This is a genomic window from Ilumatobacter sp. (assembly GCF_046290335.1).
Taxonomy (GTDB): domain Bacteria; phylum Actinomycetota; class Acidimicrobiia; order Acidimicrobiales; family Ilumatobacteraceae; genus Ilumatobacter_A.
The window spans coordinates 133,738-150,430 of record NZ_JBKAGH010000003.1; the positions used below are offsets into that span (position 1 = coordinate 133,738).

The window sequence follows — 16,693 nt, forward strand, 5'->3', positions numbered from 1 at the left end:
GCGGCCGCTCCTCGATCGAACTGATCGAGAACGCCGCCACGCCTGTCGGGTACCTTCGCAGGTGTGCATGACGACTGCGAGTTGATCGAGCGACGGATCGATCGCGAGCTCTGGGAACGTGTGCTGCCGCTGGTTCATCTCGACCGGCGCAGGTGCTCGATCTCGGCGGGTCCGTCTCCTGACGCGCTCGCGCCGTTCGAGGTCGGCGCCGAGTGGGGCCGACCGTGGCAGACCACCTGGTTCGAGCTGACCGCCGAGGTGCCAGAACAGTGGCTGCATCGATCGGGCACGCGCATCGAAGTGGTCATCGACCTGGGGTTCACGCGCTCACCGGCCGGATTCCAGGCGGAGGGGCTCGTCGTCGATCGCGAGCGGATGGCCGCCGACGGCACGGTCGTCGCCCTGCAGGGCATCCACCCGAGGCGGACCGGCTTCGTCATCCATCCGGACCGCATCGCCTCCGACGGCACGGCGACCGTGCTGGTCGAGGCGGCGTCCAACCCCACGTTCCCGCAGTTCTCTCCGTCGCCCGACGGGCTCCTCGACACGGCCGTCGACCGAGCGCTGTACCGCTTCCGCACCGCCGATCTCGTCCTCGTCGACCTGGCGATGGAATCGCTGTCGCACGACCTCGACGTCCTTGACGGGCACATGCGCACACTGCCGCCGTCGGAGCCGCGCCGCGCGCGGATTCGCCAGGCGATCGTCACCGCGCTCGACGCGATCCCCGATGCGAGTGTCGCCACGGTCGTCGACGTCACGGTGGCGCGACGACCCCTACGTCCGTTCCTCGAACCATCGGTGACCGGCGCCGCGGGCCCGGGTCGACACCGCATCGTCGCCACCGGCCACGCGCACATCGACACCGCATGGCTGTGGCCGATCCGAGAAACGATCCGCAAGTGCACGCGCACGTTCGCGTCGGCGACGGCGCTGATGGACGACGACCCGTCCTATGTGTTCAGTTGCTCGCAGGCTCAGCAGTACGCCTGGATCGAGGAGCGGCACCCTGGCCTGTTCGGCCGCATCCGCGAGCGCGTCGAGCGCGGCCAGTGGGTGCCGGTCGGCGGGATGTGGGTCGAGGCCGACATGAACCTCCCGTCAGGCGAGAGCCTCGCCCGGCAGATCGTGTTCGGTCAGCGGTACTTCGAGAGTCGATTCGGCAAGCGCTGTCGCGAGGTCTGGATCCCCGACGTGTTCGGCTACCCGGCTGGTCTGCCGCAGTTGTTCCGCGCTGGTGGCATGGACCGCTTCGTCACCCAGAAGCTGTCGTGGAACAAGCAGAACCGCTTTCCGCATCACACGTTCTGGTGGGAGGGCCTCGACGGCTCGAGGGTGTTGACCCACTTCCCGCCCGTCGACACCTACAACGCCGAGATCACGCCGGAGGAGATCGCGCGTTCGATCGAACGATTCCAGGATCACGCATGGAGTGGCGTGTCGCTGATGCCGTTCGGGCACGGCGACGGCGGGGGCGGCCCGACGCGTGAGATGCTCGAACGGGCCGCTCGTCTCGTCGACCTCGACCATCGAGCCGTGCTCGAGATCGGTTCCGCCGCCGACGTGTTCACCGCGATCGAACGTGAAGCGACGCTCGGCGCTCCCGTGCCGGTCTGGCGGGGCGAGTTGTACTTCGAGATGCACCGCGGCACGTTGACGAGCCAGCTCCGAACGAAGCTCGGCAACCGTCGCTGCGAACGGCTCCTCGTCGAAGCCGAGCTGTGGGCGGCGACGCTCGGTCACCCGGCCGACGTCGACGAGCTGTGGACCGAGGTGCTGACGCAACAGTTCCACGACATCCTGCCGGGTTCGTCGATCGCCTGGGTCCACCGCGACGCGGAGGAGGTGTTCGAGCGAGTCGGTGACGATCTCGAATCCAGGATCTCCAACTCGCTGGCCGAGCTGGCCGAATCGGTCGGGGGCCACGCGATCGCGAATCCGGCCGACGCTCTCGTCGACGGCGTCGTGGTCCTGCCCGTCGAGCATCGCCGGGTGCTCGACGGAGCCGAGCCGGCGTCGATCCAGGTGCTCTCCGACGGTTCGGTGGCGGCGCGGTTGGCCGCACCGCCGCTCGCGGTCACAGCGCTTCGGTTGTGCCCGCCGACCGATCGCGTCGTGGTCTCCGATTCGTCGATGGCCAACGGCCATCTCGCGGTCCGCTGGGGTCGCACGGGCGAACTGACGTCGGTCATCGACCTGGCGACGCGACGCGAGTTGATCCCCGAGGGTGAGTTGGCGGCCGTGCTGATGCTCGGACGCGACCGACCGGTCGAGTACGACGCGTGGGATCTCGAGTCGTGGACCCGCCCGAACTCGACCCCGGTCGGTGCAGGATCGGTCACCGTCGACGACAGTGGGCCGCTCGTCGGCCGTGCGACCGTTGCCCGTTCGTTCGGGGCGTCGACGGCGACGGTGACGTACGAACTCCACGCTGGCTCGCGCCAACTCCTCGTTCACGTCCACCTCGACTGGCATCACGACGAGCACCTGCTGTCGATGACGTTCCCGCTCGACGTCCGAGCTGACACCGCCGCGTGCGACGTGCAGTTCGGAGTGACCCACCGGCCCACGCATCCGTCGTCGCCGTGGGACGCGGCGAAGTTCGAGGTGTGCGCGCATCGGTACGTCAGCGTCGCCGAGCCGTCGTTCGGAGCTGCCGTGATCAACGACGGCCGCTACGGCCACGCGGTGTTCGACGGCGCGATCAGCGTGAGCCTCGCCCGCGCGGCGAAGTATCCCGATCCCGATGCCGATCAGGGGCGCCACCGCGTCAGCCTCGCGTTGCGCCCGCACGACGGAGATCTCGCCGACGTGCGAGCCGCCGCAGCTCGGCTGAATCGTCCGGTGCGCGTGGTCGAGTGGGGCTCGAACACGATGGCGACCGAATCGATCCTGCACGAGGAAGGCCTGCACGAGCCGATCATCACGGTGTCGAGCGATCGGACAGGCGAGTCCGGCGTCGAGGTCGACGCGGTCAAGTTGGCCGACGACGGGTCGGGGGATCTGATCGTTCGGCTCCACGAGGCGGTCGGCGATCGGTGCCGACTCGCATTGCGAGGTCGTCGTCGCCTCGCGATGGCGTGGAGGTGCAACCTGCTCGAAGAGCCCGAACGCGGCGAGGAGGTGGGCGACGGCGTCGTGTCGACCCCGCTGCGCCCGTTCGAATTGGTCACCTTGCGGCTGCGCTTCGCGGCCTCCGACTTCGACGGCCGCTGACGCGTCGGTCGGTCGACGAGCGCGGTCAGCCGGCCGGGCGCAGGTGTCGGAGTGCGGCGGCGGTGTAGAGCGCGATGCCGGTGGTCATCGCGTCCTCTTCGAAGAACACGCGGTTCGAGTGGTTCGGCGCCGCAGTCGACAGCTTCGTCGTGTGTGGCGTGGCCCCGAGAAACACCATCGCGCCGGGCCGCTGCTGGAGCACGTAGCTGAAGTCTTCTGCGCCCATCACCGGGTTGGGGAGCCGTACCGTCGCGTTTCGCCCGGCGACCTCGGCGGCGAGACCGAGCGAGAACGCGGCGAACTCGTCGTGGTTGGTCGTGACGGGATAGCCGTAGTCGATGGTGACGTCGGCGCCGCATCCGTGGGCCGCAGCGATCCCTTCGGCGACGCGTTTGAGGCCGTCGTGCACCTTCGAGCGAGTCGACTCCGACACGGCGCGAATGGTGCCTTCGATCTCGGCGGTTTCCGGGATCACGTTGTTCGTCGTGCCGGCGGTGATCCGCCCGACCGTGAGCACGGCCGGGTCGAACACGTCGATCGAGCGGGTGATCATCGACTGCAGGGCGGTCACGATCTCGCACGCCACCGGAATCGGATCGATGGCGCGGAAGGGCTCGCTCGCGTGTCCGCCTCGACCGACCACACGAATGACCAGCCGGTCGGCCGAGGCCATGACCGGACCACCCTTGGTCGACACGAACCCGGTCGGCAGCGACGACGTCGCGTGGATCGCGAACGCCGCATCGACCGGTGACTCCGTGCCGTCGCTCATCGGCCCGACGTCGAGCAGGCCTTCTTCGAGCATGTACTTCGCGCCGTGGTGACCCTCCTCGCCGGGCTGGAACATGAACAACACGCGCCCGGCGATCTCGTCCTTGCGCTCCGACAGCACACGCGCGGCGGTCGCCAGCATCGCCGTATGTGTGTCGTGCCCGCAGGCGTGCATGCAGCCGTCGACGCGTGACGAGAAGTCGAGGCCGGTGTCTTCGGGCATCTCGAGCGCATCCATGTCGCCGCGCAACAAGATCGTCGGCCCCGGCGTGGAGCCTTCGAGCATCGCGGCGATACCGCTCGTCGACTCGTGCAGCGTGATGTCGAGCCCGAGGTCTTCGATGTCGGCGAGCACCGTGTCGCGTGTGATCGGCAGGTCGTTGCCCAACTCGGGCCACTGATGCAGTTGGCGGCGCATCGCGATCGCACGGTCGAGGTACTCGGTCGCGTGCTCGCGGATCGACGCGATCTGCGGATCGGTCTCATCCGCATTTCGTTCGCTGCCGTGAGGTGTGGGGACCGTCGTCATGGGCCGAGAGTACCGCCCGGCCGCGTGCGGATCGAACGTCGTCGGCGTTCCCCTTCGGCGATCTGGACACCCGCTGGTACCTCGAAGCACGACACCAACCACATCAACATCATGAAGGAGCAACCATGGCTGGAACTCACGCCGTCACGCCGGATGAACTCGCACGACTGGGCGGCACGCTCAAGGCACAGATCGACGTGGTCAACGGGATCATCACCTCGGTCGACAACCCCCTCGGATCGATCGCCTGGACCGGGCCGGCGAAGGAGAAGTTCGCCGAGGAGTGGAACGGCAACTTCAAGTCGGCGCTCGCTCGTCTGACCGAGGCCTTCCAGATGGCGGGCACCGACTGCGAGCAGCGCGCCGAGGGAGCGAGGATCGCGTTGGGCTGACTCGGCGCGACGGACCGGGTGACGGACAGGGCGGCAGACGTGGCGGAGCGAGACGTCGGCGCGCAGGTCGAGCGGACTCCTAAGATCAGCCCGTGCCGTCCGCCGCTCTGCCACCGTCGCATCCTCTCGTCGACGCAGTGCGACCGGTTGCCGACGCTGTCGGTGCTCGGATCGTCGAGGCGTCATCTGCCGAGCCGTCCGACGTTCCGCTCATGTGGGACGGCGAGGTGGTCGGCGCCGTCCGCCTGCCGCCCCTCCACGGCGCGCTCGACCGGTTGATCGCCTCGGTGGAAGCCGAACTCGGCAATTCGCTGCCACTCCTGCCGCGTGAACAGAAGCAGCGAGCGATCCGGTTGCTCGACGAGCGCGGCGCGTTCATCCTGCGTCGAGCGGTCGAAGACGTCGCCGACGCAATGGGCGTGAGCCGGATCACCGTGTACAACTATCTGAATGCCATTCATCGCTGACCTCGAAACGATGCGGCGATGAGTCGTCGCGTCGACGACTTCGACGTCGTCGCGTTCGACGCCGACGACACGCTCTGGGAGAGCGAAGACCACTTCCAGGCCGCCGAGGCACGCTTCGCCGAACTGGTCGAGCCCTACACGCCGCGGGGTATCGACGTGCTCGATGCGTTGCACGCCGTCGAGCGACTCGACATCGCCTCGCAGGGCTATGGCGTCAAGGCGTTCACGCTCTCGATGGTGCGAGCTGCGATCTCGATGACCAACGCCGAGGTTCCGACCGCGGTCATCGGACAGATCGTCGAGATCGGGGCGTCGATGCTCGTCGCCCCGGTCCATCTGCTCGACCACGTTCCCGAAGTGCTCGATCGCGTCGGACGCGAGACGCGTTTGGCGCTCGTCACCAAAGGCGACCTCGTGCATCAGACGCGCAAGGTGACGACGTCGGGCCTCGAACATCACTTCGTCGACGTCGAGATCGTCCTCGAAAAGGATCCGTCGACCTACGAACGAGTCCTGCAGCGCCTCGGCGTCAGTGCCGACCGCTTCTGCATGATCGGCAACTCGGTGAAGAGCGACGTGTTGCCGGTGCTCGCGATCGGTGGTCACGCCGTGCACATCCCGTATCACCTGACGTGGGAGCTCGAGATCGTCGACGATCACGACGACGACGTGACCGAGCTCGGGTCGATCGCCGACGTTCCGGCCTGGCTCGGCCTCGACTGACGGCGTCTTCGTCGTCAGAGGCGGCGGAGTTGCACTCGGTCGACGCGGTGGTCCTTGCGCTTGCGGATGATCAGTGACGCCCGGTCGCGCGTCGGCGCGATGTTCTCGCGCAGGTTGAGGCCGTTGATCGCGCGCCAGATACCGCGCGCCGTGTCGATCGCTTCGTCATCGGACAGTTCGGCGTAGAACTGGAAGAAGCTGTCGGGGTCTTGGAACACCGACTCGCGCAGCGTCAAGAACCGCTCGACGTACCACTGCTCGATGTCGGATTCGGAAGCGTCGATGTAGATCGAGAAGTCGAAGAAGTCGCTCACGAACTCCGTCGCGGTCCCTCCGGTCTGCAAGACGTTGAGCCCCTCGATGATGACGATGTCGGGCTGCTCGATCACCACGTGTTCGCCATCGACGATGTCGTACACGACGTGGCTGTACACCGGGGCTTCGACGTGGGACTGGCCGCTCTTGATCTCTCTGAGCACTCGGATCAACGAACGCGTGTCGTACGACTCGGGAAATCCCTTCCGATGCATGATCCCGCGTTCCTCGAGCACGTGGTTCGGGTGGAGGAAGCCGTCGGTGGTGACGAGATCGACCTTGGGATGGTCGGGCCACTGTGCCAGCAACGCCTGCAGCAGGCGGGCGAAGGTGCTCTTGCCGACGGCGACCGAGCCGGCGACGCCGATCACGTACGGCACCTTGGGGGCGATCGCGCCGAGGAACGTCGCCGACACCTTGTGGAGATCCTGGGTCGCGCTGACGTACAGGTTGAGGAGTCGACTGAGTGGCAGGTACACCGCGGCGACCTCGTCCATGTCGATGCGCTCGTTGATGCCACGAAGCCGATCGAGTTCGGGCTCGCGCAACGTCATCGGCGTCGCGGCGCGGAGCTCGGCCCAGTCGTCACGACTGAAGCTCAGGTATCTCGACATCGAGGTCGGATCGGAGAGTTGCTCGCTGATCGCGCCGACCCCCACGCTCCGCCGATCGGGTTCATGGTCCACGACGTCGACGTTAGACCCCGCGCCCTGCGCACTCCCGATCGCCGCTCGGGTAGGTTCGGGTCGGTGGCGATCAGCGAGCGCAAGCGGCGTGGTGCCTGGTATACACCGCCGGAGCTCGTGGCCACGCTGGTCGACGCAGCGATCGATGCGGCGTTCCTCGAGAGGTGCAACGCCAGCGGTGTCGCGGGACGTGCGATCAGGGTGCTCGATCCGGCGTGCGGCGACGGCCGGTTTCTGCACGCAGCGAGAACGCGGATCGAAGCGTTCGGTGGTGCTGCGCACCTGACCGGGTTCGACATCGATCCCGATGCGATCACCGAGGCTCGCGAGCGACTCGGCGATGCCGATCTCGTCGTGGCGGACGCGCTCGGCTCGCACGGTGTCGTCGGGGGCGATACGGAGCTCGCCTATGACGTGGTGATCGGCAACCCACCGTTCCTGTCGCAGATGGCGGCAGCGACGACGCGAGGGAGCGCGAGTCGCCACGGCGGCGGACCGTATGCCGATGCAGCGGTCGAGTTCGTCGCGCTCGCCGCCGACGTCGTACGTCCCGACGGCGGGCGGGTCGCCTTCGTACTTCCGCAGTCGATCTTGTCGGCCCGCGATGCCCAACCGATCCGGCGACAGGTCGACGAACGGGCCGCGATGATCTGGTCGTCGTGGACCGGCGAGCGAGAATTCGACGCTCAGGTGCTGACGTGCGCGCTGGTCTTCGAATTCTCGTCGAACGCGTCGCCGTCATCCGGCGACGGACGCACCGGGTCGTGGGCACGAGTCGTCACCGAGCGGCTCGGTGTCCCGCCCGTACCGACGGTGCTCGAAGGTGCGCCCGTCTCCACCCTCGGTGACCGAGCCTGGCTGAACGCCAACTTCCGTGACGAGTATTACGGGATGGTGTCCGCCGTCGGAGATCACGGCGTCGGTCCCGCGCTGATCACCAGCGGACTCATCGATCCCGGTGTCAACCACTGGGGACGTCGGCCCGTCCGGTTCGCGAAGCAGAAGTTCGCGGCGCCGCGCATCGACGTCGACCGGCTCGACCCGAAGATGCGAGCGTGGGCGGCGAAGCGCCTGGTTCCGAAAGTGATGGTGGCGAATCAGACGCCGATCCTCGAGGCGGTGTGCGACCCCGACGGCGTCTGCCTGCCGGGCGTGCCGGTCGTGTCGATCTACCCGACCGGGCCGGACGCGGCGGCGGTCGCGTGGGAGATCGCCGCCGTGCTGACCTCGGCCAGCGCGTCGGTCTGGGCGTGGCATCAGCGCGGCGGAACCGGTTTGTCGGCCGACACGATCCGCGTCGGGCCGGTCATGCTCGCCGCCCTTCCCTGGCCGACCGGGCCGCTCGACGCTGCGGTCGCTGTGCTGCGTGCCGGCGACGTCGTCGGCTGCTCCGAACTGGTCGACGCGGCCTACGGCGTCGACGTCGACGAGGCCGCAGCGATGCAACGATGGTGGCGCCCGATTCTCGAGCGAGTCGCCGACCGCGCCGACCGCGCCGACCGCTGATGACACGCGCGTGAGTCGGGCGTGCCGCGTGACACCCGCGAAACCGGGCCGAACGGCCCTTCGACCGCTCGCGGCGACTGCGAGAATGTGCGAGATGACTTCCAGCCGGCTGCTCCACTTCACGTTCTCCACGGTCGCCACCGTCGCCATCGCGGTGGCAGCCACCGCCTGCGGCGGTGACGCCGACACGACCGGTCTGTCCGAACAGGCAGCGCGGGGCAAGCAGATCTCGATCAGCAACGGCTGCGCGTCCTGCCACGGCTCCGACGGTCAAGGCGGCGTCGGGCCGGGATGGGAAGGGCTGGCCGGGAGCGAGGTCGAACTCGAAGACGGCACCACGGTCGTCGCCGATGACGCTTACCTGATCCGGGCGATCGTGGATCCGGCAGCGGAGATCCGCCCCGGCTACTCGCTGCGGATGCCGGTCAACAATCTGCCCGAAGCCGATGTGCTCGACATCGTTGCGTACATCAACGAACTGTCCGCACAGCAGGAGTGAGGGACTTCGTGTTCAGCGCTTCCACGGAGCGGTCGGGCTGACCGCACCTTCGCCGCCGGTGAGCACCTCGGGCTCGCCTTCGGTGATGAGGATCGTGTGCTCGAACTGGGCGGTGCGTTTGCCGTCGGCGGTGACCGCGGTCCACTCGTCGTCCCAGATCCGATAGTTGATCGTGCCGAGGGTGATCATCGGCTCGATGGTGAAGGTCATGCCGGGCCGCATGATCACGCTCGCCCGGCTGTCGTAGTAGTGCAACACCTGGATGTCGGTGTGGAACTGCTCGCCGATCCCGTGTCCGACGAACGCCTTGACGACGCCGTAGCGGTACTGCTTGGCGTGATCTTCGATCGCGCGACCGATGTCGGACAGCGGCCGGCCGGCTTTCGCCGACTCGATGCCGAGCCACATGCATTCCTCGGTCACCTTGACGAGTTGTTTGCTCTCGGGGTCGACGTCACCGACGAAGAACGTCGCGTTGGTGTCGCCGTGGACGCCGCGAATCCATCCGGTCACGTCGATGTTGCAGATGTCGCCGTCTTGCAGGGGCCGTGAGTCGGGGATGCCGTGGCAGATCACTTCGTTGATCGACGTGCAGCAGGCCTTGGGGTACCCGTGATAGTTGATCGTCGACGGGTACGCGCCGCGTTCGATGAATGCGTCGTGGACGAAGATGTCGATCTCCTCGGTGGTCACCCCGGGCTTGACCATCTCGCCCGCGAGGCGCAACACCTCGGCGGCGACCTTGCCCGAGTGGCGCATCGCGTCGATGATCTCGGGCTTCTTGACTCGGCCTTCGTCCCACGCTTCGTACTCGCCGGTGTCGGCGTACGGCGGCCGAGCGATGTGGTCGGGAACCGATCGCATCGGGGTGACGGTTCCTTGGAGCACGCGACCCTCGAGCTTCTTGTGACAACGCTTGTACTTGCGACCGCTCCCACACCAGCAGGCGTCGTTCGCCTTCGGCAGCGTCGCAGGCTCGATTGCAGCGGCGAGATCCGTCATGATCCCAGGCTAGGCCGCAAACGCTGCCCCCACCTGACGGACCGACCGTAACGGTTTGTGTCAGACACAAACCGTTACGGGTCACTCGGTGAAGGTGAGCGACCAGTCGTTGACGACGACGTCACGGTCACCGGTACGGACGTCGCACGTCGTGGCGCCGATGCTGAACACGACTTTGGCCCGACAACGGACCTCGACCTCCATCCTGTAGGACTCGTCCGGGTCGAGCGTGGGGAGATCGAACGTGCGGATCTCTCGGTCCTCGATCTTGAGGACTTCGAGCGCCTTGAGACCGGAGCCGATGCCGTCGCTGACGAACGTGTGTTGCCACACGGAACTGCCTGCGCCGGATCCGGTGCGCTTGATCAGTCGTACCAGCAAGGTCATCTCGGCAGCTGCCGAGACTCCAGCGAAGGATGTCATCGTGCCCCACCAGTCGATGTCGATGTCGAACGTCGCCGTCGGCGTGTAGGGGGCGAAGTCGGCGCGGAGCCGGGAGACTGCGTCGAAGTCCTGCGCCACCGTGAAGGCAGACGCTCCGGCCTCGACCTCGAGACGGCGCGTGGTGGTGTTCCAGGTGTAGTTGCCGCCGGCGAAACCGAAGCTGTCCTCGACGAAGCCGGTTCCGCTGAGGGTCGCCTGGGATCGGTCGGTGAGGTCGAGCACGCGTGGCTCCGGTGGTGCGTCGACGAACCAACCGGCGACGTCCGCCGTCAGATGGGTGGTACCGCGGCTGTTGAAGATCTTCAAGGCGCCGTTGCCGCCGAGCTTCAGCACGGCGAGGTTCGGCGTGTTCTGGCCGGGCTCGGTGTTGAGCGACGCGGCGAGCGGTCGCAACTCGTCAGCGGGCCACGCCGTCACGAACGACCGAGACGTCGCCCGAATCGAGGTGATGTTGATCACGACAGCGACGGCGTCGTCGGGGATCGGACCGACCCCGGCCACCGCCAGTTCGAGCTCTTCGCCTTCGCCGAGCGGGGCGAGTGGTGCCCCGACCCCCTCGCGAGTGTCGAGGATGCGCGTCGGTGTCGCCGGGACGAACTCGTCGCCGCTGCCGTAGTAGCCCATGACGTCCGCGGTCAGGTGGGACGCCCCGGCGCTGAGATACAGGTCGATCTGTCCGCCGCTGCCGAGTCGGGCGATGACGAGGTTCGGCGAGTTCTGGCCGGGCTCGGTGTTGAGTGATGCGGCGAGCGGCCGTTGGGAACCGGTCGGATACACCGTCACGAACGCCGGCGATGTCGCGCGGACGGCGGTCACGTTGACGACGACGGCGCTGGCGGTTTCAGGCACGCCCGCGACGTTGCGAACCTGCAGCGTGACCGTGGAATCGCCCGCGACGGGGCCGGTCGTGCCGCCGGTGCCGTCACGAGTGTCGAGCAGTCGAGCCGGTGCGAGCGGTGTGAAGTCGGAGCCGAACAGGAAGTACCCGGTGACGTCACCGACGAGGTGCGTGGTTCCGATGTGGTTGTAGATGTCGATCGACTGGTTTTCCAGCCCGACGATCACGAGGTTCGGTGTGTCCTGGCCCGGGTCGAGGTTCAGGCTCGCCGCGACGGGTTGATCGAGCCCGCTCGGCCAGATCGTCACGAACGACTCGGCCGTCGCCTGCGTCGAGGTCACGTTGATCACGACCGCCGTCGCGTTGCTCGGCACCACGGTCGTGTCCGAGATCCGCACGGTCATCGACTCGCCGGCACCGAGAGGGCCTTCCCGTCCGCCCGTGCCATCTCGGGTGTCGAGCATGCGCGTTGGCGTGATCGCGACGAAGCCGTCGTCGGCGGCGTCGGCCACGCCTGTCGGCGCTGCGATGGACACGAGCATGGACGTGATCGCGAGGCCCAGGATCATCGCCGCGGTGATCAGTCGAGTCGTCGGGGCGGTTCGGTTGCGCATACCGATCACCCCACCAGATTCCGACGAGTCGAGCGACCGCCGGAGCATGTGTGTCGAAGGGGAAGCAGGCACCCCCACCCCGACCGCAGTCCGTAACGGTTTGCGTCAGACACGAACCACTACGGGTCAGAGGGCGGGGAGCGACCAGATCAGGTTTTCGAGGAGGAGACGCTCGTTGGGGTTTCGGTCGAGCGCCTCGAGCGCTGCGTGAATGGCGTGAACGCCTGCCGCGAGTTCGTCGACGTCGCGGGAGCGTTCGTTGGAGATGAGCGCGTCGCGATACGTGCCGGCCATCGTGGCGAGCCCGGCGCGCAGTTCGTCGGTGCGCGCGCGGCGGAGCTCGCGCTTGTGGCGGTCGTCGAGTTGCTTGCGTCCGCTGCCACGCTCGCCCGACTCCTTGATGCGCGCATCGAGCTCTTCGACTTCGAGCTCATGGCGCGCCTTGACCGCTTCGGCGGACTCATCGACGGCGGCGATGAGTGCGGCGGCCACCCGCATCGCGACGGTCCCCGAACCGTCGAGTTCGCGCACCGCGCTCTGGAACAGTTTGCGGCGCGCGGCCAGGGTCGGGTCGGTGGCGAGCAGCCGGGCGCGATCGAGGTCGCCGAGCGACGCTTTCGCCGCTGCTTGAGCTTCGACCGGGCCGACGCCTTCGACGAGCAGTCGGGCGGCGACCACGTCGGTCGAGATCGTGCGGAAGTCGATGCGGGCACAACGCGACGAGATCGTGATGAGGTCGTGCGGGACGAACTCGCAGAGGATGATGAAAATCGTCGACTCCGGCGGTTCCTCGATCGTCTTCAGCATCAACGCGGCGCCAGCGGGCGCGAGCAGATGGAACTCGTCGAGGATCAACACCTTGCGGCTGCCCTCCGACGGAGCGAGCGACGACACCCGGACGATCTCTCGAGCCTGGTCGGCGGAGATCGACGCGCCGCTGCGGCGGACTTCGCGAACGTCGGGATGCTCGCCGCGCAAGGCGAGACGGGCGTCGCGCTGGTCGGCGTCTTCGCCACCCGAGATCAGTCGCGCGGCGAACGCCCGCGCCGCCTGCAGCATGGTGGATCCGGCAGGTCCGACGAACAGGTACGCATGCACCGGGCCATGGTCGGCCGCCGAGCGCAACTGCTCGATCGCCCGGGCCTGCCCGACCACGTCGTTCCAGATCGTGCCGGGTTGGCCGGTGTCGACGGTCATCGTCGGCCACCCTCGATGCGTACGCCGCGCTGCGCGAGTCGCGCTGCGATGTCGTCGCCGACCTCATCGATCGAGCCGAGCCCCTCGACGACGATCCAGCGGTCGGGGTCGCCAGCCGCCATCGTCCGGAACCCCGCGATCACCCGATCGTGGAAGGCGGCGCCAGCAGCTTCGAAGCGGTCGAGTTCGCGTTCCGACATGCGCTGCGCGATGACGTCGTCGGGCGGATCGATGAGCACGACCAGGTCGGGCCAGGTGCCGCCGGTCGCCCACGCGTTGATCGTGCGCAACTCGTCGACGTCGAGCTCTCGGCCGAACCCCTGGTAGGCGAGCGTCGAGTAGATCGATCGGTCGCTCACCACCGTGCGCCCAGCGGCGAGCGCGGGTCGGACGATCTCGTCGAGGTGCTGCGCCCGATCTGCGGCGGCGATCAGCGCCTCGGCACGCGGGGACATGTCGTGCACCGTCGTGTCATGAAGGATTTCACGCAGCCGTGCCCCGATCGCCGTGCCGCCGGTTTCGCGCGTGAGGATCGCGCTGAGCGCGTCGGCCAGGCGAGCGGCCTGCGTCGATTTGCCGCTCCCCTCGGGCCCCTCGAACGCGATGTACGACGCCGACACGAGCCCGATCTCAGTCGTTCAGGTCGGTGATGACGATGTCGGCGTCTGCCGCCGCGCTTTTCTTGGCTGCCGTCTTCTTCGTCGCGGTCTTCTTCGTCGCGGTCTTCTTGGCAGTGGACTTCTTCTTCGCAGCGGACTTCTTCTTGGCGGCGGCCTTCTTCTTCGTGGCCTTGGCCTTCTTCGCTGGGGCCCCGCCCTTGGCGATCACCGCTTCGCGTCGGATAGCGAGCAGCTCGAACGCTCGCTCGGGGCTCATCTCCTCGAGGCGGTCGCCCTTGCCCAGCGACGCATTGGTCTCTCCGTCGGTGACGTAGACGCCGAAGCGGCCGTCTTTCGCGGTCACGTTCTTCTCGCTGACCGGGTCGGGCCCGAATTCCTTGAGCGGACCCTGCGCCGCCATGTTGCGGTTGCCCCGCTTGTAGACCTTCGGCTCGCTGTAGATCTTCAACGCCTCATCGAGCGTGATCTCGAAGATGCGATCCTCGGAGTCGATGTTGCGGAAGTCCTTTTCCTTCTGTACGTACGGCCCATAGCGACCGTTGTTCGCGAAGATCGGCACACCGTCGGAGGGGTCGTCGCCGACGTGGCGCGGCAGCGACAGGAGCTTCTCGGCCTCATCGAGCGTGATCCGTTCGAGCACCATCGTCTGGAACAGGCTCGACATCTTGGGCTTGTCGAGGCCCGGCGGCGGGTTGTCATGGTCGCCCCACTGCACGTAGGGGCCGTAGCGACCGTTTTTCGCGTAGACCGGCAGCCCGTCGAGCTCGCCGATGGGGTCGTCGCCCTTCGGCGCTGCCAACAACTCGATCGCCTTCGTCACGTCGAGTTCGTCCGGCGGCAGGTTGTCGGGGAGTCCGGCGGTGTCGTCGCCGCGCTTGACGTAGGGGCCGTAGCGGCCGGGCTTGACGACGATCAGTTCGCCGTTGTCGTCGTGGCCCAGGGGGAAGGTGTTGATCTCCGCCGCGTCGATCTCGTCGAGGTTTTCCTCGACGAGACGCTTCAACCCGAGCAGGGCGTCGTCGCCGACGCCCGCCTCGGCGGTGATCGGCGGGATCGTCGAGTCATCGGTCTGGCCGTGGTAGAAGCGCTCCAGCCACTGTTCCTTGCGACGCTCGCCGCGGGCGATCGCATCGAGATCGGTGTCGATCGATGCCGTGAACTCGTAATCGACCAGCGCGTCGAAGTGCTCTTCGAGCAGTCGGATCACGGCGAACGCGGTCCAGGTCGGAACGAGGGCCTGCCCCTTCTTCCAGACGTACCCGCGGTCTTGGACCGTCTGGATGATCGACGCCCACGTCGACGGACGGCCGATCTCCAGCTCCTCGAGTCGCTTGACGAGCGACGCCTCGGTGAAGCGGGCCGGCGGCGACGTGGTGTGTCCGTTGGGTTCGATCGATGCCACGGGAACCACATCACCGACGCTGAGCTGTGGCAGCAGTGCTTCGCGGTCGGCGTCGTCGTCGCCCCGTTCCTCTTTCGACGCCACGTACACGGCCCGGTAGCCGGGAAACGTGATCGTGGTGCCGGACGCAGCGAACTCGCACTCGACGATTTCGCCGGTCGTGCGATCGGTGGCTGGGGCGACGAGTCGCACGCTCACCGTGACACCGACGGCGTCGGCCATCTGCGATGCCAGCGTGCGTTGCCAGATGAGCCGGTACAGCGCCAACTCTTGGCTGTTGAGCTCGGCGGACACGGCGCCGGGCGAGCGATACGGCGTAGTGGGACGGATTGCTTCGTGCGCTTCCTGGCTGTTCTTCGCCTTCGTCGAGTACTGCTTCGGCGCCGCATTGAGATACTTGGATCCGTACTCCTTGGCAACGGCATCGCGGGTGGCCTGCATCGCCTCGTCGGAGAGGATGACGTTGTCGGTACGCATGTAGGTGATGAAGCCGCGTTCGTACAGACCCTGTGCGACACGCATCACCTGCGACGACGAGAGGCGCAGCTTGCGGCCACCTTCTTGCTGCAGCGTCGAGGTCATGAACGGTGGCTTCGGCGACGACTTGTACGGCTTGTCTTCGACCGACTTCACCGTGAACGTCGACTCCGCCAAGCTGTCGGCGAGCCCGCGGGTGCGCGGCTCGCCGAGCGCGACGACGCCCTGCTTGAGCTGACCCTTCTCGTCGAAGTCCTTGCCGGTCGCGATGCGCTGATCGGACAGCGAGATCAGCTTGGCACCGAACGCGGGGTCGGTGGCCGTGACGATGTCGATGTCCCAGTAGTCGGCGGTGACGTATGCGATCCGCTCGCGTTCGCGTTGGACGATCAGGCGGACGGTCGGACTCTGGACGCGTCCTGCCGACAGCCCGCGGTTGACGCGGCGCCACAGCACCGGCGACACCTCGTAGCCGTAGAGCCGGTCGAGTAGACGGCGCGTCTCGGCAGCATCGACCAGGCCGTAGTCGATCTGGCGGGGGTTGTTGACCGCGTGGTCGATCGCCGCCTTGGTGATCTCGTGGAACACCATCCGCTTCACCGGCACCTTCGGCTTCAGGTACTCGAGGAGGTGCCACGCGATGGCTTCGCCCTCGCGGTCCTCGTCGGTTGCGAGATAGAGCTCGGAGGCGTCCTTCATCGCCGCCCGAAGTTCCTTCACGACGGTCTTGCCCCGCTCGGTGAGCTCATAGGTCGGCTTGAACCCGTTGTCGGTGTCGATGTTGAGACCCTTGGACGGGAGGTCGGCGACGTGGCCGACGGAGGCGCGCACGTCGTAGTCGCTGCCGAGGAACTTCGACAGGGTTTTCGCCTTTGCGGGCGACTCGACGACGACGAGTGGCTTTGGCATCAGGGCCTTTCGCTAGGTGATGAGCGGACGGTTGTCAAGCCGATCGGCACGACCGGTACGGGGGAGAGTGTGCCGGATCCTGGCCG

Annotated in this window: 13 protein-coding genes; 6 read left to right on the forward strand and 7 right to left on the reverse strand. The window is 67.2% G+C overall.

Going from position 1 to position 16,693, the window contains the following annotated elements; translation table 11 throughout:
- Nucleotides 1-63 precede the first annotated feature (63 nt).
- A complete protein-coding gene (locus tag ACE37B_RS13210) occupies nucleotides 64-3,216 on the forward strand; it encodes a glycoside hydrolase family 38 C-terminal domain-containing protein (protein WP_409923792.1) in 3,153 nt (1,050 codons plus the stop codon).
- Nucleotides 3,217-3,241: 25 nt separating this feature from the next.
- On the opposite strand, the gene ACE37B_RS13215 is transcribed toward ACE37B_RS13210, so the two are convergent.
- The gene (locus ACE37B_RS13215) at nucleotides 3,242-4,516 is read right to left on the reverse strand and encodes a M20 family metallopeptidase (RefSeq protein ID WP_409923793.1); all 1,275 of its coding nucleotides are present in this window, start codon (nucleotides 4,514-4,516) and stop codon (nucleotides 3,242-3,244) included.
- Nucleotides 4,517-4,641: 125 nt separating this feature from the next.
- Between ACE37B_RS13215 and ACE37B_RS13220 the strand changes: the two genes are divergently transcribed.
- The 3 genes from ACE37B_RS13220 (at nucleotide 4,642) to ACE37B_RS13230 (ending at nucleotide 6,098) form a co-directional block, all read left to right on the forward strand.
- The gene (locus ACE37B_RS13220; RefSeq protein WP_409923794.1) at nucleotides 4,642-4,908 is read left to right on the forward strand and encodes a hypothetical protein; all 267 of its coding nucleotides are present in this window, start codon (nucleotides 4,642-4,644) and stop codon (nucleotides 4,906-4,908) included.
- Nucleotides 4,909-5,000: 92 nt separating this feature from the next.
- Nucleotides 5,001-5,375 (forward strand): helix-turn-helix domain-containing protein, encoded by a 375-nt coding sequence (locus ACE37B_RS13225; protein ID WP_409923795.1) that lies wholly within the window; start codon nucleotides 5,001-5,003, stop codon nucleotides 5,373-5,375.
- An 18-nt stretch (nucleotides 5,376-5,393) separates the two neighbouring features.
- Nucleotides 5,394-6,098 carry an HAD family hydrolase gene (locus ACE37B_RS13230; protein WP_409923796.1) on the forward strand — a complete coding sequence of 235 codons (705 nt, stop codon included), beginning with the start codon at nucleotides 5,394-5,396 and terminating at the stop codon, nucleotides 6,096-6,098.
- Between the two features lie 14 nt (nucleotides 6,099-6,112).
- Here ACE37B_RS13230 and coaA read toward each other — a convergent pair whose 3' ends face one another.
- Nucleotides 6,113-7,027, reverse strand: a complete 915-nt coding sequence (gene coaA, locus ACE37B_RS13235) for a type I pantothenate kinase (protein WP_409924337.1) — start codon at nucleotides 7,025-7,027, stop codon at nucleotides 6,113-6,115.
- A 135-nt stretch (nucleotides 7,028-7,162) separates the two neighbouring features.
- On the opposite strand from coaA, the gene ACE37B_RS13240 reads away from it, so the two are divergent.
- Nucleotides 7,163-8,605, forward strand: a complete 1,443-nt coding sequence (locus ACE37B_RS13240) for an N-6 DNA methylase (protein ID WP_409923797.1) — start codon at nucleotides 7,163-7,165, stop codon at nucleotides 8,603-8,605.
- A gap of 94 nt (nucleotides 8,606-8,699) precedes the next feature.
- The gene (locus ACE37B_RS13245; RefSeq protein WP_409923798.1) at nucleotides 8,700-9,104 is read left to right on the forward strand and encodes a c-type cytochrome; all 405 of its coding nucleotides are present in this window, start codon (nucleotides 8,700-8,702) and stop codon (nucleotides 9,102-9,104) included.
- A gap of 12 nt (nucleotides 9,105-9,116) precedes the next feature.
- On the opposite strand, the gene map is transcribed toward ACE37B_RS13245, so the two are convergent.
- The 5 genes from map to topA all read right to left on the reverse strand — a co-directional run bounded on the left by map (nucleotide 9,117) and on the right by topA (nucleotide 16,607).
- The gene (gene map / locus ACE37B_RS13250; RefSeq protein ID WP_409923799.1) at nucleotides 9,117-10,106 is read right to left on the reverse strand and encodes a type I methionyl aminopeptidase; all 990 of its coding nucleotides are present in this window, start codon (nucleotides 10,104-10,106) and stop codon (nucleotides 9,117-9,119) included.
- Nucleotides 10,107-10,187: 81 nt separating this feature from the next.
- Nucleotides 10,188-12,002, reverse strand: coding sequence for a hypothetical protein (locus ACE37B_RS13255; RefSeq protein ID WP_409923800.1), 1,815 nt, complete (start codon nucleotides 12,000-12,002; stop codon nucleotides 10,188-10,190).
- 126 nt (nucleotides 12,003-12,128) lie between these two features.
- A complete protein-coding gene (locus ACE37B_RS13260; protein ID WP_409923801.1) occupies nucleotides 12,129-13,199 on the reverse strand; it encodes a hypothetical protein in 1,071 nt (356 codons plus the stop codon).
- Nucleotides 13,196-13,819, reverse strand: a complete 624-nt coding sequence (tmk, locus tag ACE37B_RS13265; protein WP_409923802.1) for a dTMP kinase — start codon at nucleotides 13,817-13,819, stop codon at nucleotides 13,196-13,198. Before tmk ends, ACE37B_RS13260 begins: the two co-directional genes overlap by 4 nt.
- A 10-nt stretch (nucleotides 13,820-13,829) precedes the next feature.
- Complete coding sequence (topA, locus tag ACE37B_RS13270) at nucleotides 13,830-16,607, reverse strand: type I DNA topoisomerase (RefSeq protein ID WP_409923803.1); 2,778 nt, start codon at nucleotides 16,605-16,607, stop codon at nucleotides 13,830-13,832.
- Between the last annotated feature and the right edge of the window lie 86 nt (nucleotides 16,608-16,693).